Here is an 18,302-nt window from a genome sequence, read left to right as displayed (position 1 = left end):
GACGCCCAGTGGAAATGAATCAGTACTTGTCCATTTTTATCGACGAAGCGAACGAGCATCTGCAGTCGCTTAACGAAAACATGCTGCGTCTCGAGCAGCAGCCCGAGGATATCAGCATCGTTCAGATTATCTTCCGATCTGCCCATACGCTTAAGGGCATGTCGGCTTCGATGGGCTTCGAGGATCTCGCCTCGCTGACGCACGAGATGGAGAACGTGCTCGACTTGGTGCGCAACGACAAGCTGAAAATGAACGGACACATTTTCGATACGCTTTTCAAGTGCCTGGATTCGCTTGAAGGCATGGTGCAGGATGTCGTCGGCGGGGGCAGCGGCAGCGCGGACGTCAAGGAGCTCGTGGCGCAGCTCAAGCAGATCGTAAAAGGCGAGCCCGCCGCGCCCGCGGCAGCAGCAGGCCAGGCGGCTGCCGCAGGCGGCGCTTCCGAGCTTGCGATGGTGGCTACGCATCTTCTGCTCGACCAATTCCAGCTGTCGGTGCTCAGGCAGTCGATCGAAAACGGAAGTCCAGCTTTTCATATCGAGGTTACCATTCGCGAGGATTGCCTGCTTAAAGGCGTGCGCGCCTACATGGTATTCGATGCGCTAGAGCGCAATGGAGAGCTCGTCAAGTCGCATCCGTCGGTACAGGATATCGAGCAGGAGCAATTCGGCCATCAGTTTTCCGTTTATTACATCTCCCGTATTCCGCAAAAGGAACTGCAGGACACGCTCGACAAAATCTCCGAGCTCGATTCGGTCAGTATCATTCCGCTCGATCTCGAGAGCTTAAGCGAGCTTGACGAGACGCGGAGCGCGGAGCAGCAAATCCAGGAGGCCGCGCAGCAAGCGGCCGCGACGGCGACGGCGACCCCGCCTCCTGCGGCGACTGGGGCAGCCAAGCCGGCCGCCCCCGAAGCGCCCGCGAGGGCGCCGGCAGCGGCGCCTGTCGCGAATAAGACGATCCGCGTCGATATCGAACGGCTCGACTCGCTGATGAACCTGTTCAGCGAGCTGCTGATCGACCGCGTCAGGCTCGAGCAGCTTGCCAGCGAGGTGCGGCGTAACGACCTGACCGAGACGGTCGAGCATATGGCGCGCGTTAGCAGCGACCTCCAAAATATCGTCCTGAAGCTGCGGATGGTTCCGGTGGATAGCGTGTTCAACCGTTTCCCGCGGATGGTGCGGGATTTGGCCAAGTCGCTCGGCAAAAAGCTTGACCTGGTCATCACGGGCGCAGAGACGGAGCTGGACCGGACGGTCATCGACGAGATCGGAGACCCGCTCGTGCATCTGATCCGCAACTCCGTCGACCACGGCGTCGAGACGATCGAAGGCCGGATCGAGGCAGGCAAATCCGAGACGGGCGTCGTCAACCTGAGGGCGTTTCACAGCGGCAACCATGTCTTCATCGAGATCGAGGACGACGGGCGCGGCATCAACCAGCCGAAGGTACTCGACATCGCCGTCAAAAAGGGCATTGTCTCTCCGGATGAAGCCAAAAAGCTGAGCGACGACGAGATCAATATGCTTCTCTTCGCACCGGGCTTCAGCACGGCGGACAAGATTTCGGACATATCCGGACGCGGCGTCGGCCTCGACGTGGTCAGATCGAAGATCGAATCGCTCGGCGGCGTCGTATCGGTCACCTCCAAGGCAGGGCAAGGATCGAAGTGGTCGATTCAGCTGCCGCTCACGCTGTCGATCATTACGGCCATGCTGGTCAAGCTCGGCTCGGAGAAGTTCGCGGTTCCGCTTACCTCCATCGTCGAGACGGGCATCGTGCAGCGCAGCGCGATACGAGATCTGCACGGCGCGAAGGTCATCGAATACCGCAAGTCGATCATACCGGTGTTATCCCTGGCGGCGGTGCTGGACTCGCCGGATTACTCCGAGGAAAACGAGCAGGAGACGGAGATGCTCGTCATCCGCAAGGGCGAGAAGCTTGCCGCCGTACTGGTGGACGAGCTGATCGGACAAAGCGAGATCGTGCTGAAAACGCTCGGCAAGTATCTGACGAACCTGGACGTCATCTCCGGAGCGACGATTTTGGGCGACGGGCAAGTCGCGCTGATCGTAGATCCGAACGCGCTCATCAAATAATCGTTCCTATCCGAGGAGGATGCTGTCATGGCAGAAGATTTTAAGGTTATCGTTTTTACGCTCGCTCACGAGGAATACGGCATCGAGGTTGACAAAGTGCGGACGATCGAACGCATGACGCCGGTTACGCGCGTGCCGAAGACGCCGGTTTTCGTTAAAGGCGTCATCAATCTGCGCGGCGTCGTCGTGCCGGTCATCGACCTGCGCAGCCGATTCGGACTTCCCGAATCCGAACCGACGGAAAACTCGCGGATCATCATCGTCGCGGCGAACGAGCTTGAAGTCGGATTTATCGTCGATTCGGCGAACGACGTTATCGACCTGAATACGGACATGGTCGAGAACCCGCCTGAAGTCGTCGGCGGCATCAAGGCCAAATACCTGAGCGGCGTGGCAAAGTTCGGCGAAAACCGATTGCTTATTCTTCTGAATCTGTCCGAAGTCCTCAACCGGTCGGAGATCATCCAGCTCGAACAGTTCGGAGCTTAACGGCATGGAACTGTTCAGCCATAACGCCGAATTCAAAATGGACGTGCTTCGCGAAGTCGGCAACATCGGGGCGGGACATGCGGCTACGGCGCTCTCCCGTCTGCTCGACAAGCCGATCGACATGGCCGTCCCCAAAGTAAGCTTTATTCCCTTCGAGGATATCGCCGACCGCGTCGGCGGCGCCGAAGAGGTCGTGGTCGCCATCTTCCTTCGCGTGGAAGGCGAGGCGCCGGGCAATATGTTTTTTCTGATGAGCCAGAATCAGGCGCGCTTGCTGCTGCAAGGCCTGTTACACTTCGAGCTCTCGGAAGGTCCCGATTATACGGAGATGGAGATGTCGGCCCTCAGCGAGATCGGCAATATCCTGGCCGGCTCGTATCTGTCGTCTCTCGCCGATCTGACGGGCTTGCCCTTGTCGCCGACGGTGCCTGCGATCGCCGTCGATATGGCCGGCGCGATCCTGAGCTATGGGTTGGTTCAATTCGGCACGATGGGCGACGAAGCGCTGCTTATCGATACGACATTTTTGGAGGACGACCGTCGGGCGGAGGGGCATTTTTTCTTTATTCCCGATCCAGAGTCGTTCGAGCGCTTGTTCCGCGCGCTAGGAGTGCCTATCTAATGAAAGAAGTCATCATCGTGAAAATCGGAATGGCGGACTTGAACGTCGCCTCGGGCGGAGACTCGCTCAAGACGACAGGCCTGGGCTCCTGCGTCGGACTGACGCTTCACGACGCGAATCTCGGCATAGCCGGCATGGCGCACATCATGCTTCCGAGCTCGGATATCGCGCGGGAAGGACAGCTCAATGTCGCGAAGTACGCGGATACGGCCATTCCCGAGCTGTTGTCCAGGCTGAAGGCCGGCGGCGCCAACATGAGGCGCCTTGTCGCGAAGCTCGCGGGCGGCGCTCAGATGTTCGCATTCGCGAGCGGCAGCGACAGCATGCGCATCGGTCCCCGCAACGTGGAGTCCACGAAGCTGGCCCTCGCCTCGTACGATATTCCCGTTATCGCCGAGGATACGGGAGGCAATTTCGGGAGGACGATCGAATTCAGCAGCGCGAGCGGAATTTTAACGATCCGAAGCGTGCAGAACGGGGTAAAGGAGATTTGAAATGAGCGTGCCATGGCGATGGAATTTAGGGTTCGCGTTTTTCGGGGCCGTTTTGATATTCTTGATCTCCTCGTCCAGCAATCCGCCGCTCACTTCGCTTGTGCGAGGCTTGTACGGATTTCTAGCTTTTGGCTTGCTCGGCCTGTTCGTCCGCCTCGTCCTGCAGCAGCTGCTGCAGCCCGCCAAAACGCTTGGCGGTGACAAGGAGCGGGAAGAAGAAGAGCGAGGAATCGTTCTGGACATGACGACGCCGGCCGAAGACGACGAATCGCTTTCCCGCCTGATGCGGGAACAATGGACGGGCAATGAAGAGCAGCAATCCGCCAGCTTCGAGCCGCTGAAGCCCCCAAGACTCGTCTCGATCGACGAGTCGAATCCGGAACAAGTCGCACAGGCGATCCGGCGCCTGAACGACGATTAAGGAAGGTGATGCAGCGATGGCAGAACCCAAGAGTTCCAAGCTGTCCCATTACGACCTGTGGTGCCGCTGGAAGGAAGAAGGCGACACCGAAGCTAAAAAGGGCTTGATCGAAAAGTACATTCCGCTCGTCGATTACGTATCCAGCCGCATGGCTGCGGGATTGCCCAAAAACGTATCCAAGGACGATCTGGTCAGCAACGGGTCCATGGGCCTGATCGACGCTATCGAAAAATTCGATCATCTGCGGGGGCTGCAGTTCGAGACCTATGCCTCTTGGCGAATTCGCGGATCGATCATCGACGGGCTGCGCCAGGGCGACTGGGTGCCGCGGTCCGTTCGGGACAAAGCGAAAAAAATGGAAGATGCATACGCCGTCCTCGAGCAGCGCAATTTACGCTCCGCCACAGACGAGGAAATATGCAGCTACTTAAATATAACGGACAGGGAATTCCAGCAGATGCTTCAGGAGGTTGCGGTCGCAACGGTCGGTTCGCTAGAAGAGCCTATCCGCGAGGAAGATGCCGAGACGCGGATGTCGCTGCTCGTGGACGACAAGGCCCAGAGCCCGGAATCGAAGGTGCACGAGACATATCTCAGAGACTCTCTTGCGTCCGGCATCGACAAGCTCACGCCGAAGGAGCGCACGGTCGTGTCTCTGTTCTACTACGAGGATCTGTCGCTCAGCGAGATTGCCGAAGTGATGTCGTTGTCGCCGTCCCGCATTTCCCAGCTTCATTCCAAAGCGATTCTGCGGCTGCGCGGCGCGCTCGGCAAGCATAAGGACCAGCTGCTTCAAAAATAAAACGGGAAAGGGGGATTTATAATGAAAGGGGAAGAGGCGTTCGCGATCGACCAGGTCTATCAGGTTAAAATATCGGAAGACCGCATGGCGGCTCAGCTACTGATCAAGCCGACCGAGGACGCGAAAAGCGTGAACGTCTGGCAGCTCGAGGCGCTGCTCGCGTCCGCAGGCGTTCGATACGGCATTCGGCAAGACTTGTTGATTCAGATCGCCGACAATCCGAAAGCGTTTTTTTACAACGATAACGTCGTGGCTTCCGGCTTGCAGCCGGTCCAGGGCGTCAACGGTTATGTCAAAGTATTGTTCGAGGACCAGGGCCAGGCGAAAAGGCCGGCCGAGCGCGAGGACGGCAGCGTCGATTACAGAGAGATGAGGCAGCTGCCCAACGTCAAAACGGGCCAACTGATCGCAACGCGGGTGCCCCCGCTTCCCGGAACGGAGGGCATTGCGGTAACGGGCGACGCCGTCATGCCCAAAGAGGGCAAAGAAGCGAGCTTCAAGGTCGGCAAAAACGTCGTCGTCAATCCGGACAAGACGGCCATGTATGCCGCGATGGACGGACTCGTCACATGGACGGACAAAGACAAGCTGAATGTCTTTCCCGTCTACGAGGTTAACGGAGATATCGATTACCATACGGGCAACATCGATTTTGTGGGCACTGTCGTCATTCGCGGCAACGTGCTGACGGGCTTCCGCGTACGCGCCTCCGGCGACATCCGGGTCACCGGCGGCGTTGAGGGAGCGGAGCTGGAATCGGACGGCTCGATCGAGATCTCGGGCGGCATTATCGGCTCGGGCAAGGGTCACGTCAAGGCGGGCGTCGACGTGAAGTGCTCGTTCGTACAGGAAAGCAACGTGTCGGCGGGCCAGGACATCCTGGTGTCGCAGAGCATCATGCATTCGAACATCCGGGCGGCCAGGAGCATTCGCTGCGAAGGCGCCAAAGGCTTGGTCGTGGGCGGCTTGATGCAAGCCGGCGATCTGGTCGTGGCTCGCACGATCGGCAATTCGATGTCCACGGTCACCTCCATCGAGGTCGGTTTGAAGCCTGAGCTGCGGCAAGAACTCGGAGAGCTTCGCCAGCAAGTGCGCCAATTGTCCGAAAGTCTGGACAAGACGGAAAAAGCGCTTGTGCTGCTCGATCAGCTGGCGGCTGCCGGGCAGTTATCGGCGGATCGGCTGGCGATGCGGATCAAGCTCAATTCGACGCGCAGGCAGGTGACCGAGGAGCTCAAGACGGCCAAAGCGAACATTCTAGAGATCGAACGCTCGCTTGAGGACACGGATCAGGCGAGGGTCAACGTACTACATACGGTATACGGCGGCACGAAAATCGTCATCGGCCGTTACACGCGCTTCGTCAAGGACAGCGCCAAGCGGGTGACTTTCCGCTACGCCGAAGGCGAGATTGCGATGGCGACGCTTTTATAACGCGACAGGAGGCGAACGGCCGTGAGCTACAAGCCGATCGACGTGCAAACCTCGATTCCCCGTTCCATCGAACTGACGCCGCTGCAGGCTGCCCAGCAGCTTCGCCAGTCTACCGACCAGGCCGCGCTTGGCGTTCAGGCCCAGAAGCTGGCCGAGCGCGATGCCAAGAGGAATGCCAAGTCGGAAGGCACCGGGCACAAATCGATCTCGGAAGACGACGATCCCAAGGAAAGCCGTCAAAAGAGACCTTTCGCGAAAAAAAAGCGGTCGGACGAGAACGAGAACGAACAAACGGAGACGCATGCGGCCGAACATCCCTATAAAGGACATCATATCGACCTGTCGCTATAGCATCGGGAAGGTGAGAGTGCATTGGACATGGAGCCGTGGGTTACGCTCGTAATCGCCGGGGCTGCAATTGCGGGTTACGGCTGGCTGAAGCCTGAACCTAAGGCGCAGTCGGCCGCAATCGTAAATGAAGAAGCGTATGACAGGCTGCTCGAGGACCTGGAGACGGAAAATAAAGAGCTCGTGGACGCCGTCGCGGCTTTCAAACGGGAGCAGGACGACACGGTGAGCCGTCTTGGCCGGCGCATTCGGGATCTGGAGCTTCAGATGGAGGAATCTGCCGCTTACCGGAAATCGGACGCTTACGGTCGCGAGGAGCCGGCTGCGGCGAGCGAGCACGTTCGATTGCCGGCGCAGCCGCCGGCCGCTGCAGAAGCCCGATCCGAAAGGTTATCGGCAGCATACATCAAGGAAGCCGGGAGCAGTCCGCGTCAAGACGAGGCGATCGACATGGCCGCAACAACTGCAGCGGATATTGCCAGTGGTCCTGCGGACAGGCCGCCAGCGATCCGCGAGCGCTATGCAGAACTGCTGGAGCTATACGAGCGGGGGCGCTCGGTAGAGCAGGTAGCCAAGGCGATGAACATGAATAAAGGCGAAGTGCAGCTTGTTTTGCAGCTCGCCAAGCGGGAGGTGAACCGGCCATGAACAAGCGCCGCGCGCTGCTGGTCGGCTTCGGCGTCGGGCTGATGGCCGGCGCCGCCCTGCTCCAGCTCATGACCTACGGTCAGGGGCTTAGTTCCGGCGCTGCGCTGCCGGAGCCGCTTACGGTCGTCCAGCTTCAGGAACAAGCCGAGGGAAACGGCTACGGCATGTACAAGCTAAGCGAGCCGATGTATACGCAGGCGCAGCTGGATGCGGCCGCTGCCAAGGCTAAGGAGGACGCGCTTGCGGTTAAGGGGAGTAAGCCGGGACAAGCTGACGGCGGGACGGCGGCGCCGGCGGGCACGCCCGCTCCCACAACTACCCCCGTGCCCTCGAGTTCTCCTGCGCCAAGCGCCTCGGCAACCAAGGCGGCGGGATCCGGCCCAGAGACGCGTCTTGGTTTGTATGTCGCGGCCGGGGACTCGCTCGACAAAGTCGCGACCGGCTTGAAGGCGCTCGGCGTCATTCGGGACAAGACGGCTTTCGTCAAGGCTGCCAAGCCTTATAGCGGCAAAATGCGAGTCGGACTCAGCGTATTCGAAGGCGAAATAACGTACGACGGGATTATCGCGGAGCTGCTTCGCGACAAAAATAAATAATACGGCCGGTCATCGTCCTCAAGGCGGCCTCCGAACGGATGCCCGGCTTGTGTTGCAAGCCGGGCATCCATATGTTATATTGTTAAACGGTGTGAAAAAACGCACGCCGTTCAATTCCGTCAGCGGTGCTTCGCATAAGCGAAGTTCTGACGGGAAGCGCGAACCGGCGGAGGAGATTCACGATCCAAAACCATACGGAGGTGCAAGTTAAAATGGCAGTTATTTCGATGAAGCAGCTTCTCGAAGCTGGCGTACACTTCGGTCACCAAACGCGTCGCTGGAACCCGAAGATGGACAAGTACATCTTTACCGAACGGAACGGCATCTACATCATCGACCTGCAAAAAACGGTCAAGAAAGTCGACGAAGCGTACAACTTCGTTCGCCAGCTCGGCGAGCAAGGCGGCACGATGCTGTTCGTCGGCACGAAGAAGCAAGCGCAAGATTCCGTGAAGGAAGAAGCGGAGCGCAGCGGCCAATTCTATATCAACCAACGTTGGCTCGGCGGCACGCTGACCAACTTCTCCACGATTCAAAAGCGTACGGATCGTCTGCACCAGCTCGACAAGTGGGAGCAGGACGGCACGTTCGAAGTGTTGCCTAAGAAGGAAGTTATCATCCTTCGCAAGGAAAAAGAGCGTCTCGAGAAGTTCCTCGGCGGCATCAAGCATATGCGCAGACTGCCTGACGCGCTGTTCATCATCGATCCGCGCAAAGAACGCATCGCCGTCGCCGAAGCCCGCAAGCTGGGTATCCCGATCGTCGGCATCGTCGACACGAACTGCGATCCGGACGAGATCGACTACGTCATTCCGGGCAACGACGACGCGATCCGCGCCGTTAAGCTGCTGACGAGCAAGATGGCCGATGCCATCGTCGAATCCCGCCAAGGCGAAGAAACGACCGCCTAAGTATCCGGTTCTTACAGCATTGCGAGGTCAAGGGTGGTCAGAAGAGAACCTTCTCACCGCCCTTTTTTTGAAAACATAAACCAATCGATAGCCGTCCGCGCGAGTTGCGTCCGGCGGCCACATACCAGGAGGGAATCCCATGGCAGTTAACGCAGCAGACGTAAAAGCGCTCCGCGAAAGAACGGGAGCAGGCATGTTGGATTGCAAAAAGGCGCTCGAGGAAGCCGGCGGCGACATCGCCAAAGCAGCCGACCTGCTTCGCGAGAAGGGACTTGCAGCAGCAGCCAAGAAGGGCGACCGCATCGCTACCGAAGGCCGCGTAGAATCTTACATCCACGGCGCAGGCCGCATCGGCGTACTTGTCGAAGTCAACTGCGAGACCGACTTCGTCGCCATGACGGATCAATTCAAGGAACTGGTACGCGACATTGCGATGCATATCGCGGCAGCCAACCCGCTGGTCGTTCGCCGCGAAGAAGTGCAACAAGCCGACCTGGACAAGGAAGCCGAGATTCTTCGCAACCAGGCGCTGAACGAAGGCAAGCCGGAGAAAATCGTCGAAAAGATCGTCGAAGGCCGCCTGAACAAGTACTACGAAGAAAACGTGCTGCTCGAGCAATCGTTCGTCAAGGATCCGGACAAGACGATCCAAACGCTGCTCAACGAGAAGATCTCCACGATCGGAGAGCAAATCTCCATCCGTCGCTTCGTTCGTTTCGAACTCGGCGAAGGTCTCGAAAAGAAGCAAGATAACTTCGTCGAAGAAGTTATGGCGCAAGTCAAAGTTTAATCGGAATGCCAGGGGGGACACGCGGTGTTCCCTTTTTTAAAGAGCGCTTATCCGTTCAGTAATGCCGGGAAGGGTGCTTCCCGCACAGAAATCGACCAGGTGGAGGTACTAACGTTGAATCGACCCGTCTACAAACGCGTGGTGTTGAAGGTAAGCGGAGAGTCGTTGTCGGGATCGACCGGTTACGGGATCGACGCGACGACGATCATCTCGATCGCCGAACAAATCAAAGAAGTCGTAGCGCTCGGCGTAGAAGTCGCCATCGTATGCGGAGGCGGCAACATCTGGCGCGGCATCTCCGGCAGCCAGAAGGGCATTGACCGCGCGACGGCCGACTACATGGGGATGCTGGCGACGGTGATGAATTCGCTTGCCTTGCAGGACGCGCTGGAACAGATCGATGTGCCGACTCGCGTACAATCCTCCATTGCCATGCAGCAAATCGCAGAGCCGTACATTCGCCGCCGGGCGATTCGCCACCTCGAAAAGGGACGCGTCGTCATTTTCGCCTCGGGAACGGGCAATCCGTTTTTCTCGACCGATACGACGGCCGCGCTGCGGGCTGCCGAGATCGAAGCCGAAGTCATCCTGATGGCCAAGAACAAGGTCGACGGCGTATACAGCGCCGATCCGTTCAAGGATCCGACGGCGGAAAAGTACGAGCAGCTGACGTATCTCGACGTACTTAACAAAAATCTGGGCGTCATGGATTCGACGGCGTCCTCGCTGTGCATGGACAATAATATCCCGCTTCTCGTCTTCGCCATTACCGAGCCGGGCAACATCAAGCGCGCGGTGCTGGGCGAGAAAATCGGAACAATCGTCAAGGGGAGCGTGAATTAAGTGCCTCAAACGATCAAGAAAAATGCAGAAGAACGAATGGACAAAGCGCTGGCCGCACTGCGCCGCGACTTGTCTACGCTGCGTGCCGGACGCGCATCAGGCGCGATGCTCGACCGCGTCCAAGCCGAATATTACGGCGCGCTTACGCCGGTCAACCAGCTCGGCACGATTAACACGCCGGATTCCCGCACGCTGATCATTCAGCCTTGGGACAAATCGGCGTTGGCCGCGATCGAAAAAGCGATCTTGAAGTCCGACATCGGCCTGACTCCAGCGAACGACGGCACGATCATCCGGCTGAATATCCCGCCGCTGACCGAAGAGCGCCGCGCCGACCTCGTCAAGTCGACCAAAAAATTCGGCGAAGAAGCGAAGGTTGCCATCCGCAACATTCGCCGCGACGCGAACGACGACATCAAGAAAAAGGAAAAAGGCGAGATTTCCGAAGACGAGTCCCGCCGCCATCAGGACGATATCCAGAAGTCGACGGATCGCTTCGTCGCCGAGGTGGACAAGATCCTGGCCGCCAAAGAAAAAGAAATCATGGAAGTTTAAGCATTCGAGCGGCCCCTCCGAAAGGTGGGGTTCGTTTGAATTTTCGGGGATCCCCGCATCGCAGTGGATCCAAGCTCCGCAACGCCCCACTCAGTGGGGTTATTTAATGGTCGCAAAACCAGGGGGAACAGCCATGAGCAATCGATTCTTAGGCGGTCTTTTCGGCAAAAAGGAGGACGGCGGGCAAGGGCGGGCAGGAGGCTCGCAGTCCCAGGCGTCCGAGGATTTGCTGAAAGAAGGCCGAATTCCCCGGCACGTGGCCATCATCATGGACGGCAACGGACGCTGGGCCAAAGCCCGCGGACTGCCGCGGGTGGCGGGACACCATAGCGGCATGAAGGCCGTCAAGCGCATTACTCAAGCCGCAGATCGACTTGGCGTAGAGTTTTTGACGATGTACGCGTTTTCTACGGAAAACTGGAAGCGGCCCAAGGCCGAGGTCGACTTTCTGATGAAGCTGCCGCAGGAGTTTCTGTCGATCGAGCTCGAAGATTTGATCCGCAACAACGTGCAAGTGAAAATGATGGGCGTGCGGGACTTGCTGCCCGACTTTACGCTTGACGCGATCGAAGAGGCGGTGCGCCGCACGGCGAACAACACGGGACTCGTCCTGAATTTCGCGCTGAACTACGGGAGCCGGATGGAGATCGTAGAGGCGGCCAGAACGATCGCGAAGCGCGCGGCTGCGGGCGAATTATCGCCGGATGAGATCGACGAGCAAACGTTCCAGCAGTCGCTTCTGAGCGGAGACCTTCCGGATCCGGATCTGCTCATCCGCACCAGCGGAGAGCTGCGTCTTAGCAATTTTATGCTGTGGCAGCTTGCCTACAGCGAATTTTGGTTTACGGACGTCTATTGGCCGGAATTTTCGGAGGCGCATCTCCATGAGGCGATTCGCGAATACCAACGGCGCGCACGCCGTTACGGAGGGATCTAAGGCGATGGGGCAACGGATCGTGACGGGCGTCGTCGCCGGCGCCGCTTTCTTAGCGTTGCTAGGACTGGGCGGATGGTATTATTCGCTCATGCTCGCGGCGCTCGCGCTTATCGGGTACCATGAATTCGTCAAGCTCAACAAGCTGCCGGCGAGCCGTCTTGACGTGCTCTGCGGCTTTGCGGCTACGCTCGTGCTTGCCCTGCCGCATTTGCCGTTCGGTTGGGCGACGCCAAGCGCGGAGGCGGTTTCCTGGGTGCTGATGTTCGTGCTGCTGTCGGCGACCGTTTTTAGCAAGAACAGAATTACGCTCGATCAATCGGCGCTGCTATTCGTCGGCGCTTTTTATATCGGACTCGGATTTCGCTACATGGCGTTGACCCGCGAGATGCCGCACGGCGTATTCTGGCCGCTGCTCGTCTTTTTTTGCATCTGGGCTTCGGACGCCGGCGCTTACTTTGTCGGCAAGGCGATCGGTCGGACGAAGCTGTGGCCGTCGATCAGTCCGAACAAGACGGTCGAAGGTGCGCTTGGCGGCTTGGTCATCGCCTTGCTTGTATCCGTCGTATTCGCCGTCGTATGGCCGGACTGGATCGATTTCGGAACGGCGCTCGCTGTCGCGCTTGCCGCCGCCGTCGCCGGTCAGCTCGGCGATTTGATTCAATCCGCTTACAAAAGGCTGCGCGGCGTGAAGGACTCGGGCAACCTGCTTCCCGGACACGGCGGCGTGCTCGACCGCACGGACAGCTGGCTGATCGTATTTCCGCTCGTTCATTTGCTTGGACTGATCTGAATGTTAAGCATGTTCGCGTGCTCCGCTCATTCTATGAACGGACAACTGTTGCAGCACAGCCATACATAACGGAGGGAACGGCTTGAGAAAAAAGGTGGCGGTGCTCGGCAGCACCGGTTCGATAGGCACCCAGACGCTGGACGTTATCTCGCGGGAACCGGACGCGTACGAGGTCGTCAGCCTGGCGGCCGGTACGAGACACGAGCAGCTGCTCGAACAAGCCCATCGCTTCAGGCCAAGGCTTGTATCGATCGGCTCGAAGGCGCTGGCCGACAAGATCAGGGGAGACCTGCCGGCCGGCACGAAGCTCGCATGGGGCGAAGAGGGTTTGATCGAAGCAGCGGCAGGCGCCGATGCGGACTATGTCGTTTGCGCGCTCCTCGGCAGTCTCGGCTTGAAGTCGACATTGGCCGCCATCGATGCCGGCGCGACGATCGGCTTGGCGAATAAGGAGACGCTGGTTACGGCCGGGCATATCGTGATGCGCAGAGCCGCCGAGCGCGGCGTACCGCTGCTTCCCATCGACAGCGAGCATTCCGCGATCTTCCAGTGTCTGAACGGCGAGGAACGCGGTACGATCCGGCGCCTCGTCATTACCGCTTCCGGCGGCAGCTTCCGCGACCGCGCCCGCAGCGAGCTCGCCGGCGTGACGGTCGAGGACGCGCTGAAGCATCCCAATTGGTCGATGGGCGCGAAGATTACGATCGATTCGGCGACGATGGCGAACAAAGGGCTCGAAGTGATCGAGGCGCACTGGCTGTTCGATCTCCCGTACGACCGGATCGACGTTATGCTGCATCCCGAGAGCATCGTGCACTCGATGGTCGAATTCGTCGACACGAGCGTCATGGCGCAGCTCGGCAACCCGGACATGCGGGTGCCGATCCAATACGCGCTCACCTACCCGGAGCGCCGTCCGTCGCCCGCGTCTCCGCTTGATCTGCTGCGCGCAGGCACGCTGCATTTTAAGGACATGGATTTTGAAAGGTACCCATGCCTTAGAATGGCTTACGAGGCGGGGAGAGCGGGAGGGACCGCCCCGACCGTATTCAACGCGGCGAACGAGGTCGCGGTGGCCCGCTTCCTGAATCGCGAGATTCCGTTTCTCGCAATCGAAGAGATTATCGCAACGGCGCTCGCCGCGCACGAGACGACAGCGGAGCCGAGCCTCGAGGAGATCGCCTTCGCGGACGGCCGGGCGCGCGACGAGGCGGCCGGGTGGCGCAAATAGCAACCGACCTTTCGCAAGACCCGTATTCTCTTGTATCGCCTCGGCGAATAATGTTAATCTAAGGACAGCCGTTAGGGCGGACGGAGGGTAACTTGCATGGAAATGGTACAGGTTGTTTTTCTAACGGTTCTCGTCTTTTTTGTGCTCGTCTCGATTCACGAGTTCGGACACTTTTATTTTGCCAAGCGGGCCGGCGTGCTGGTGCGGGAGTTTGCGATCGGGTTCGGCCCGAAGCTGTTCTCGATCAAGCGCGGAGAGAGCCGGTTCACGCTGCGGCTGCTGCCGATCGGCGGCTTCGTACGAATGGCGGGAGAAGATCCCGAGGTCGTCGAGGTGCAGGCGGGACATACGGTAGGCGTCCGGATCAAGGACGACAAGGTAACGCGGATTTATTTGGACCGGCTTGACGAGCGGACGCAAATCTTGCGCGGCGAAGTTACGGCGATCGATCTGGAGCGCCATCTATACCTGACGCTGGACGTGGACGGCGATGTGCAGCGTTATGACGTGCACCCGCAGGCGCTCATCGTCGCGAAGGGCAGAGACACGCAGATCGCGCCGCTGGACCGTCAGTTCGGCAGTGCCTCGGCAGGCAAGAAGGCGATGACGATTTTCGCCGGACCGCTGATGAACTTTATTTTGGCATTCGTATTGTTCGCAGTCTTTTTCCAATCGTACGGCGTCGCGGTAGAGCCCAATACGAAAATTTTCATCAACGAAGTGACGGCCGACGGGGCGGCAAAAGCAGCCGGCCTGCAGAAGGGCGACTTAGTCGTCTCTGTTAACGGCACCCCTGTCGAAGGGGATAGCCAAAAGCTGTCCCAGGCGATTACGGGCAGCGCCGGCAAGCCGATGGACTGGATCGTGAACCGCGACGGTCAGCAAGTGAAAATAACGGTGACGCCGAACGCGGACACAGGCAAGGTGGGCATCGTCATGGCGCCGGAGATGCGTCACCCGGCCTTCGGAGAGACCTTCTCGCTGGCCGGCCATGCGATGGTGGACAGCACGAAGAAAATTTTCGAGGGCTTCCGCAAAATTATTTTCGGCGAGGTCAAGCTTGAAGAACTCAACGGGCCGGTCGGAACGGCGCAGGTAACCGTGGAGATCGCCAAGCAAGGCGTGACGCAGCTGACCTGGTGGGGCGCGATTTTGAGCCTGTATCTCGGCATTTTTAACCTTCTGCCGATCCCGGCGCTCGACGGCAGCCGCCTGCTTTTCATCGGCATCGAGGCGATCCGGGGCCGCCCGGTCGATCCGAACCGCGAGAGCCTCGTGCACTTTATCGGCTTCGCGGCGCTGATGCTGCTCATGGTCGTCGTCACTTACAACGATATTATCAGGTTGGTCAAAGGCTGAATTTCAGACGTTTTTAAGGGTAGGGGAGCTTATGTCGAAGGATAAAGGGTTCGTAACGGAAATAACGCCGCAGGCCGAGGACTTCAGCCGCTGGTATATCGACGTCATCAAAAAAGCCGAGCTGATGGACTATTCGCCGGTACGCGGCTGTATCGTCTTCCGGCCGGAAGGCTACGAGCTGTGGGAAAATATCCAGCGCGATCTGGACCGCCGCTTCAAGGAGACGGGCCACCGCAACGCCTATTTCCCGCTGCTCATCCCGGAGAGCTTTTTCCAGAAGGAAAAAGAGCATGTCGAGGGCTTTAACCCCGAGCTGCCGATGGTGACGGAGGCCGGCGGAGAGATTCTGGAGGAGAGATTGGCCGTGCGTCCGACGTCGGAGACGATGTTCGGGCACATGTACGCCAAGTGGATCAATTCCTACCGCGATCTGCCGCTGCTCATTAACCAGTGGGCGAACGTATTCCGTTGGGAAAAGCGCACGATGCCGTTTTTGCGGACGAGCGAGTTTCTGTGGCAGGAAGGACATACGGCGCACGAGGACGAGGCGGACGCCCGCCGCGAGACGATGCAGATGCTGGACGTGTATACGGATTTCGTACAAAGCGTGCTCGCCATCCCGGTCATCAAGGGACAGAAGACGCCGTCCGAGCGCTTCGCAGGCGCCGTCGACACGTATTCCATCGAGGCGATGATGAAGGACGGCCGCGCCGTTCAGGCAGGCACCTCGCATTACCTTGGCACCAAGTTCGCCGTCGCGTTCGACATCAAGTATTTGAGCCGGGAGAACACACAGGAGTATTGCCATACGACCTCCTGGGGCGTGAGCACGCGTTTGATCGGCGCGCTGATCATGGTGCATGGCGACGACCGCGGCCTCGTATTGCCGCCTAAGGTCGCGCCGACGCAGGTGATCATGATCCCGATCGGCCCGCCCAAGACGCGCGAGACGGTCATCGCCAAAACGGACGAATTGTTCGCGCAGCTGAAGGCCGCCGGCATTCGCGTACGCGTCGACGACCGTTCCGACGTGTCGCCGGGCTGGAAGTTCAACGAATACGAAATGCGCGGCATTCCGATTCGTCTTGAGCTTGGCCCGCGCGATCTGGAGAACGGCGTCTGCGTGCTCGTGTCCCGCGTGACGGGCGAGAAAAAGCAGGTGCCGCTCGACAATCTGGCGGCATCCGTAGCGGAGATGCTCGAGGACGTGCACGTACAGATGTACGATCGCGCGCTTGAATTCCGCGAGTCGCACCTGTTCGATGTCGAGACGCTTGACCAGCTCAAGGCCGCTTTCGAAGAGAAGCGCGGCTTCGCATACGCCGGCTGGTGCGGCGACGACGCTTGCGAGAGCAAGGTGAAGGAAGAGACCGGCGCGACGAGCCGCAACATTCCGTTCGAGCCGCAGACGACCAAGAGCGTTTGCCTTTGCTGCGGCAAGCCTGCCGCGCATACGGTCGTCTTTGCCAGAGCGTATTAAAAATAACCGTGTAAACCAAGGACTCCCGACAGCGCCGGCTTCGGGGGTCTTTTTCACAGGAGGAAACCGCATGCAGATCAAGATCGGCGTCGTAGGGACTGAGGCCGTCGTCTCACGCGTATTAAGAGTTTTGAATGCGTTCCCATCGTTCGAGCCCGTCGTTCGCATTGCCGAAGAGGAGCGGGAGGCGACCGACATCGCAGCAGCGCTTGAGAACGAAGTGGAAGCATTGCTGCTCTCGGGCCCGGCGTCTACGCGCCTGCTTAAGGAAAAAAGACCTGGAACCGTGCCGGTGCATCATGTGCCGCTAACCGGGGCCGGCTTGTACAAAGCGCTGTTCGAAGCGGAGCGATCCGGGCGGCTCGGTCCGGAGGCGGTCTTGTCCGTGGATTCGCTCACCAAGACGATGGTCATGCGCACGCTTCGTGACTTGGCGCTCGAAGAGCTGACGGTAGCCGTTTATGACGGTCCGTCCTACGCTACGCCGGACAAGCTCGTCGCGCACCATCGCAAAGTCGCCGCCGCGCATGCCGGCGTGTTCGCCTTTACCGGCGTGGAGCGGGTCGCCGAAGAGCTGTCGCGGCTGAACGTTCCGCATGCGCGATTGCTGCCGTCGGACGAAGACATCATCGTTACGCTGGAACGCGCGCTGCTGTCGACGGAGTCGCGCAAAGGCAAGGAGTCGCAGATCGTCGTCGGCATGGTGACGGTCGACGAATTCGGCAAGCTCGTGCAGCGGAGCGCGAGCGAGCACGAGATCCAGAAGCTCAAGCTGGACATTCACCGGATGGTGCTCGACTACGTCGAATCGCTTGACGGTTATCTGACGCCCGTCGGCGGAGACGAATATTTGTTTTTTACGACGCGGGGCATTTTCGAACGGGAGACGGGCGGCTACAAGACGATCCCGCTCGCCAAGGATGCCAATCTGTCCTACGGCCTCTCGCTCAGCATCGGCATCGGCTTCGGCGCGACCGCCAGCGAGGCCGGATCGAACGCGCGGAGCGCGCTTCGCAAGTCGGTCGCCGCAGGAGGCAACGCCTGTTTTATCGTGCGCGAGGATCGTACCTTGATCGGACCGCTGGAGATGGCGGACCCGGTATCGTCGATTACGGCGCCGCTCGATGCCGAGCTTCTGCGGCGCGCGGAGGATGCCGGGATGACGGGCGCTTATTTGAGCAAGCTGCTCGCCTATATGTCCAGGCACGGCAAATACGATTATCAGGTGCACGAACTCGCGGCCATGCTTAATGTGACGGTGCGCAGCGCGCATCGGCTGCTGCTGCAGTGGGCCGATGCGGGACTCGTCGGCGTTGCCGGCATGGAAAAAATGCCGAAGGGTCGGCCTCGCCAGGTGTATCGTTTCTCCTTTTTGGCGGATCACTATTTATGAATGGACTTGGTCTGCTCCGGCACGCAGATCGTTCTATGCTAATTTAAAGACGATAAATAG

Annotated in this window: 20 protein-coding genes; all 20 read left to right on the top strand. The window is 59.2% G+C overall.

The window, feature by feature from the left end; translation table 11 throughout:
* Positions 1-8: 8 nt before the first annotated feature.
* Positions 9-2,099 carry a chemotaxis protein CheA gene (locus ACFOTD_RS00770; protein WP_378114788.1) on the top strand — a complete coding sequence of 697 codons (2,091 nt, stop codon included), beginning with the start codon at positions 9-11 and terminating at the stop codon, positions 2,097-2,099.
* A gap of 27 nt (positions 2,100-2,126) precedes the next feature.
* On the top strand, positions 2,127-2,588 hold the full coding sequence (locus tag ACFOTD_RS00765) for a chemotaxis protein CheW (protein WP_090117367.1): 462 nt from the start codon (positions 2,127-2,129) through the stop codon (positions 2,586-2,588).
* Positions 2,589-2,592: 4 nt separating this feature from the next.
* Positions 2,593-3,210, top strand: a complete 618-nt coding sequence (locus tag ACFOTD_RS00760) for a chemotaxis protein CheC (RefSeq protein WP_378114787.1) — start codon at positions 2,593-2,595, stop codon at positions 3,208-3,210.
* On the top strand, positions 3,210-3,704 hold the full coding sequence (locus ACFOTD_RS00755; RefSeq protein ID WP_378114786.1) for a chemotaxis protein CheD: 495 nt from the start codon (positions 3,210-3,212) through the stop codon (positions 3,702-3,704). Before ACFOTD_RS00760 ends, ACFOTD_RS00755 begins: the two co-directional genes overlap by 1 nt.
* Before the next feature lies 1 nt (position 3,705).
* Positions 3,706-4,125: a hypothetical protein gene (locus ACFOTD_RS00750; RefSeq protein ID WP_378114785.1), complete on the top strand. Its 420-nt coding sequence runs from the start codon at positions 3,706-3,708 to the stop codon at positions 4,123-4,125.
* 16 nt (positions 4,126-4,141) lie between these two features.
* Positions 4,142-4,927: a FliA/WhiG family RNA polymerase sigma factor gene (locus tag ACFOTD_RS00745; protein WP_378114784.1), complete on the top strand. Its 786-nt coding sequence runs from the start codon at positions 4,142-4,144 to the stop codon at positions 4,925-4,927.
* Between the two features lie 21 nt (positions 4,928-4,948).
* A complete protein-coding gene (locus tag ACFOTD_RS00740) occupies positions 4,949-6,361 on the top strand; it encodes a FapA family protein (protein WP_378114783.1) in 1,413 nt (470 codons plus the stop codon).
* Positions 6,362-6,382: 21 nt separating this feature from the next.
* A complete protein-coding gene (locus tag ACFOTD_RS00735; protein WP_378114782.1) occupies positions 6,383-6,712 on the top strand; it encodes a hypothetical protein in 330 nt (109 codons plus the stop codon).
* A 27-nt stretch (positions 6,713-6,739) separates the two neighbouring features.
* On the top strand, positions 6,740-7,357 hold the full coding sequence (locus ACFOTD_RS00730; RefSeq protein ID WP_378114781.1) for a hypothetical protein: 618 nt from the start codon (positions 6,740-6,742) through the stop codon (positions 7,355-7,357).
* Complete coding sequence (locus tag ACFOTD_RS00725; RefSeq protein WP_378114780.1) at positions 7,354-7,953, top strand: hypothetical protein; 600 nt, start codon at positions 7,354-7,356, stop codon at positions 7,951-7,953. The genes ACFOTD_RS00730 and ACFOTD_RS00725 overlap by 4 nt, the downstream gene beginning before the upstream one ends.
* A 212-nt stretch (positions 7,954-8,165) precedes the next feature.
* Positions 8,166-8,864, top strand: coding sequence for a 30S ribosomal protein S2 (gene rpsB / locus ACFOTD_RS00720; protein WP_090117358.1), 699 nt, complete (start codon positions 8,166-8,168; stop codon positions 8,862-8,864).
* 139 nt (positions 8,865-9,003) lie between these two features.
* Positions 9,004-9,654 (top strand): translation elongation factor Ts, encoded by a 651-nt coding sequence (gene tsf, locus ACFOTD_RS00715; protein WP_277535778.1) that lies wholly within the window; start codon positions 9,004-9,006, stop codon positions 9,652-9,654.
* Between the two features lie 114 nt (positions 9,655-9,768).
* Entirely contained in the window at positions 9,769-10,497 is a 729-nt protein-coding gene (gene pyrH / locus ACFOTD_RS00710) for a UMP kinase (protein ID WP_378114779.1), read from the top strand.
* Positions 10,498-11,052: a ribosome recycling factor gene (gene frr / locus ACFOTD_RS00705; protein ID WP_378114778.1), complete on the top strand. Its 555-nt coding sequence runs from the start codon at positions 10,498-10,500 to the stop codon at positions 11,050-11,052. It begins immediately after the preceding gene.
* Between the two features lie 133 nt (positions 11,053-11,185).
* On the top strand, positions 11,186-11,989 hold the full coding sequence (locus ACFOTD_RS00700; protein WP_378114777.1) for an undecaprenyl pyrophosphate synthase: 804 nt from the start codon (positions 11,186-11,188) through the stop codon (positions 11,987-11,989).
* On the top strand, positions 11,937-12,779 hold the full coding sequence (locus ACFOTD_RS00695; protein ID WP_378114776.1) for a phosphatidate cytidylyltransferase: 843 nt from the start codon (positions 11,937-11,939) through the stop codon (positions 12,777-12,779). The genes ACFOTD_RS00700 and ACFOTD_RS00695 overlap by 53 nt, the downstream gene beginning before the upstream one ends.
* 82 nt (positions 12,780-12,861) lie before the next feature.
* Positions 12,862-14,010: a 1-deoxy-D-xylulose-5-phosphate reductoisomerase gene (locus ACFOTD_RS00690; RefSeq protein WP_378114775.1), complete on the top strand. Its 1,149-nt coding sequence runs from the start codon at positions 12,862-12,864 to the stop codon at positions 14,008-14,010.
* A gap of 96 nt (positions 14,011-14,106) precedes the next feature.
* A complete protein-coding gene (gene rseP / locus ACFOTD_RS00685) occupies positions 14,107-15,369 on the top strand; it encodes an RIP metalloprotease RseP (RefSeq protein ID WP_378114774.1) in 1,263 nt (420 codons plus the stop codon).
* A 31-nt stretch (positions 15,370-15,400) separates the two neighbouring features.
* Complete coding sequence (proS, locus tag ACFOTD_RS00680; protein WP_378114773.1) at positions 15,401-16,849, top strand: proline--tRNA ligase; 1,449 nt, start codon at positions 15,401-15,403, stop codon at positions 16,847-16,849.
* Between the two features lie 70 nt (positions 16,850-16,919).
* Complete coding sequence (locus tag ACFOTD_RS00675) at positions 16,920-18,242, top strand: hypothetical protein (protein WP_378114772.1); 1,323 nt, start codon at positions 16,920-16,922, stop codon at positions 18,240-18,242.
* Positions 18,243-18,302: the final 60 nt, after the last annotated feature.

The organism is Cohnella sp. GCM10012308 (assembly GCF_042649185.1).
Lineage (GTDB): Bacteria > Bacillota > Bacilli > Paenibacillales > Paenibacillaceae > Cohnella.
This window is presented reverse-complemented; position numbering and strand designations above follow the sequence as displayed.

What these genes read in the sequence shown, in the direction of transcription:
- ACFOTD_RS00675 (WP_378114772.1), top strand. Translation starts at nt 16,920, where the DNA reads ATGCAGATCAAGATCGGCGTCGTAGGGACTGAGGCCGTCGTCTCACGC.
- tsf (WP_277535778.1), top strand. Translation starts at nt 9,004, where the DNA reads ATGGCAGTTAACGCAGCAGACGTAAAAGCGCTCCGCGAAAGAACGGGA.
- ACFOTD_RS00745 (WP_378114784.1), top strand. Translation starts at nt 4,142, where the DNA reads ATGGCAGAACCCAAGAGTTCCAAGCTGTCCCATTACGACCTGTGGTGC.
- proS (WP_378114773.1), top strand. Translation starts at nt 15,401, where the DNA reads ATGTCGAAGGATAAAGGGTTCGTAACGGAAATAACGCCGCAGGCCGAG.
- ACFOTD_RS00765 (WP_090117367.1), top strand. Translation starts at nt 2,127, where the DNA reads ATGGCAGAAGATTTTAAGGTTATCGTTTTTACGCTCGCTCACGAGGAA.
- rpsB (WP_090117358.1), top strand. Translation starts at nt 8,166, where the DNA reads ATGGCAGTTATTTCGATGAAGCAGCTTCTCGAAGCTGGCGTACACTTC.
- ACFOTD_RS00730 (WP_378114781.1), top strand. Translation starts at nt 6,740, where the DNA reads ATGGAGCCGTGGGTTACGCTCGTAATCGCCGGGGCTGCAATTGCGGGT.
- ACFOTD_RS00740 (WP_378114783.1), top strand. Translation starts at nt 4,949, where the DNA reads ATGAAAGGGGAAGAGGCGTTCGCGATCGACCAGGTCTATCAGGTTAAA.
- ACFOTD_RS00700 (WP_378114777.1), top strand. Translation starts at nt 11,186, where the DNA reads ATGAGCAATCGATTCTTAGGCGGTCTTTTCGGCAAAAAGGAGGACGGC.
- ACFOTD_RS00725 (WP_378114780.1), top strand. Translation starts at nt 7,354, where the DNA reads ATGAACAAGCGCCGCGCGCTGCTGGTCGGCTTCGGCGTCGGGCTGATG.
- ACFOTD_RS00750 (WP_378114785.1), top strand. Translation starts at nt 3,706, where the DNA reads ATGAGCGTGCCATGGCGATGGAATTTAGGGTTCGCGTTTTTCGGGGCC.
- ACFOTD_RS00760 (WP_378114787.1), top strand. Translation starts at nt 2,593, where the DNA reads ATGGAACTGTTCAGCCATAACGCCGAATTCAAAATGGACGTGCTTCGC.
- ACFOTD_RS00695 (WP_378114776.1), top strand. Translation starts at nt 11,937, where the DNA reads ATGAGGCGATTCGCGAATACCAACGGCGCGCACGCCGTTACGGAGGGA.
- rseP (WP_378114774.1), top strand. Translation starts at nt 14,107, where the DNA reads ATGGAAATGGTACAGGTTGTTTTTCTAACGGTTCTCGTCTTTTTTGTG.
- ACFOTD_RS00755 (WP_378114786.1), top strand. Translation starts at nt 3,210, where the DNA reads ATGAAAGAAGTCATCATCGTGAAAATCGGAATGGCGGACTTGAACGTC.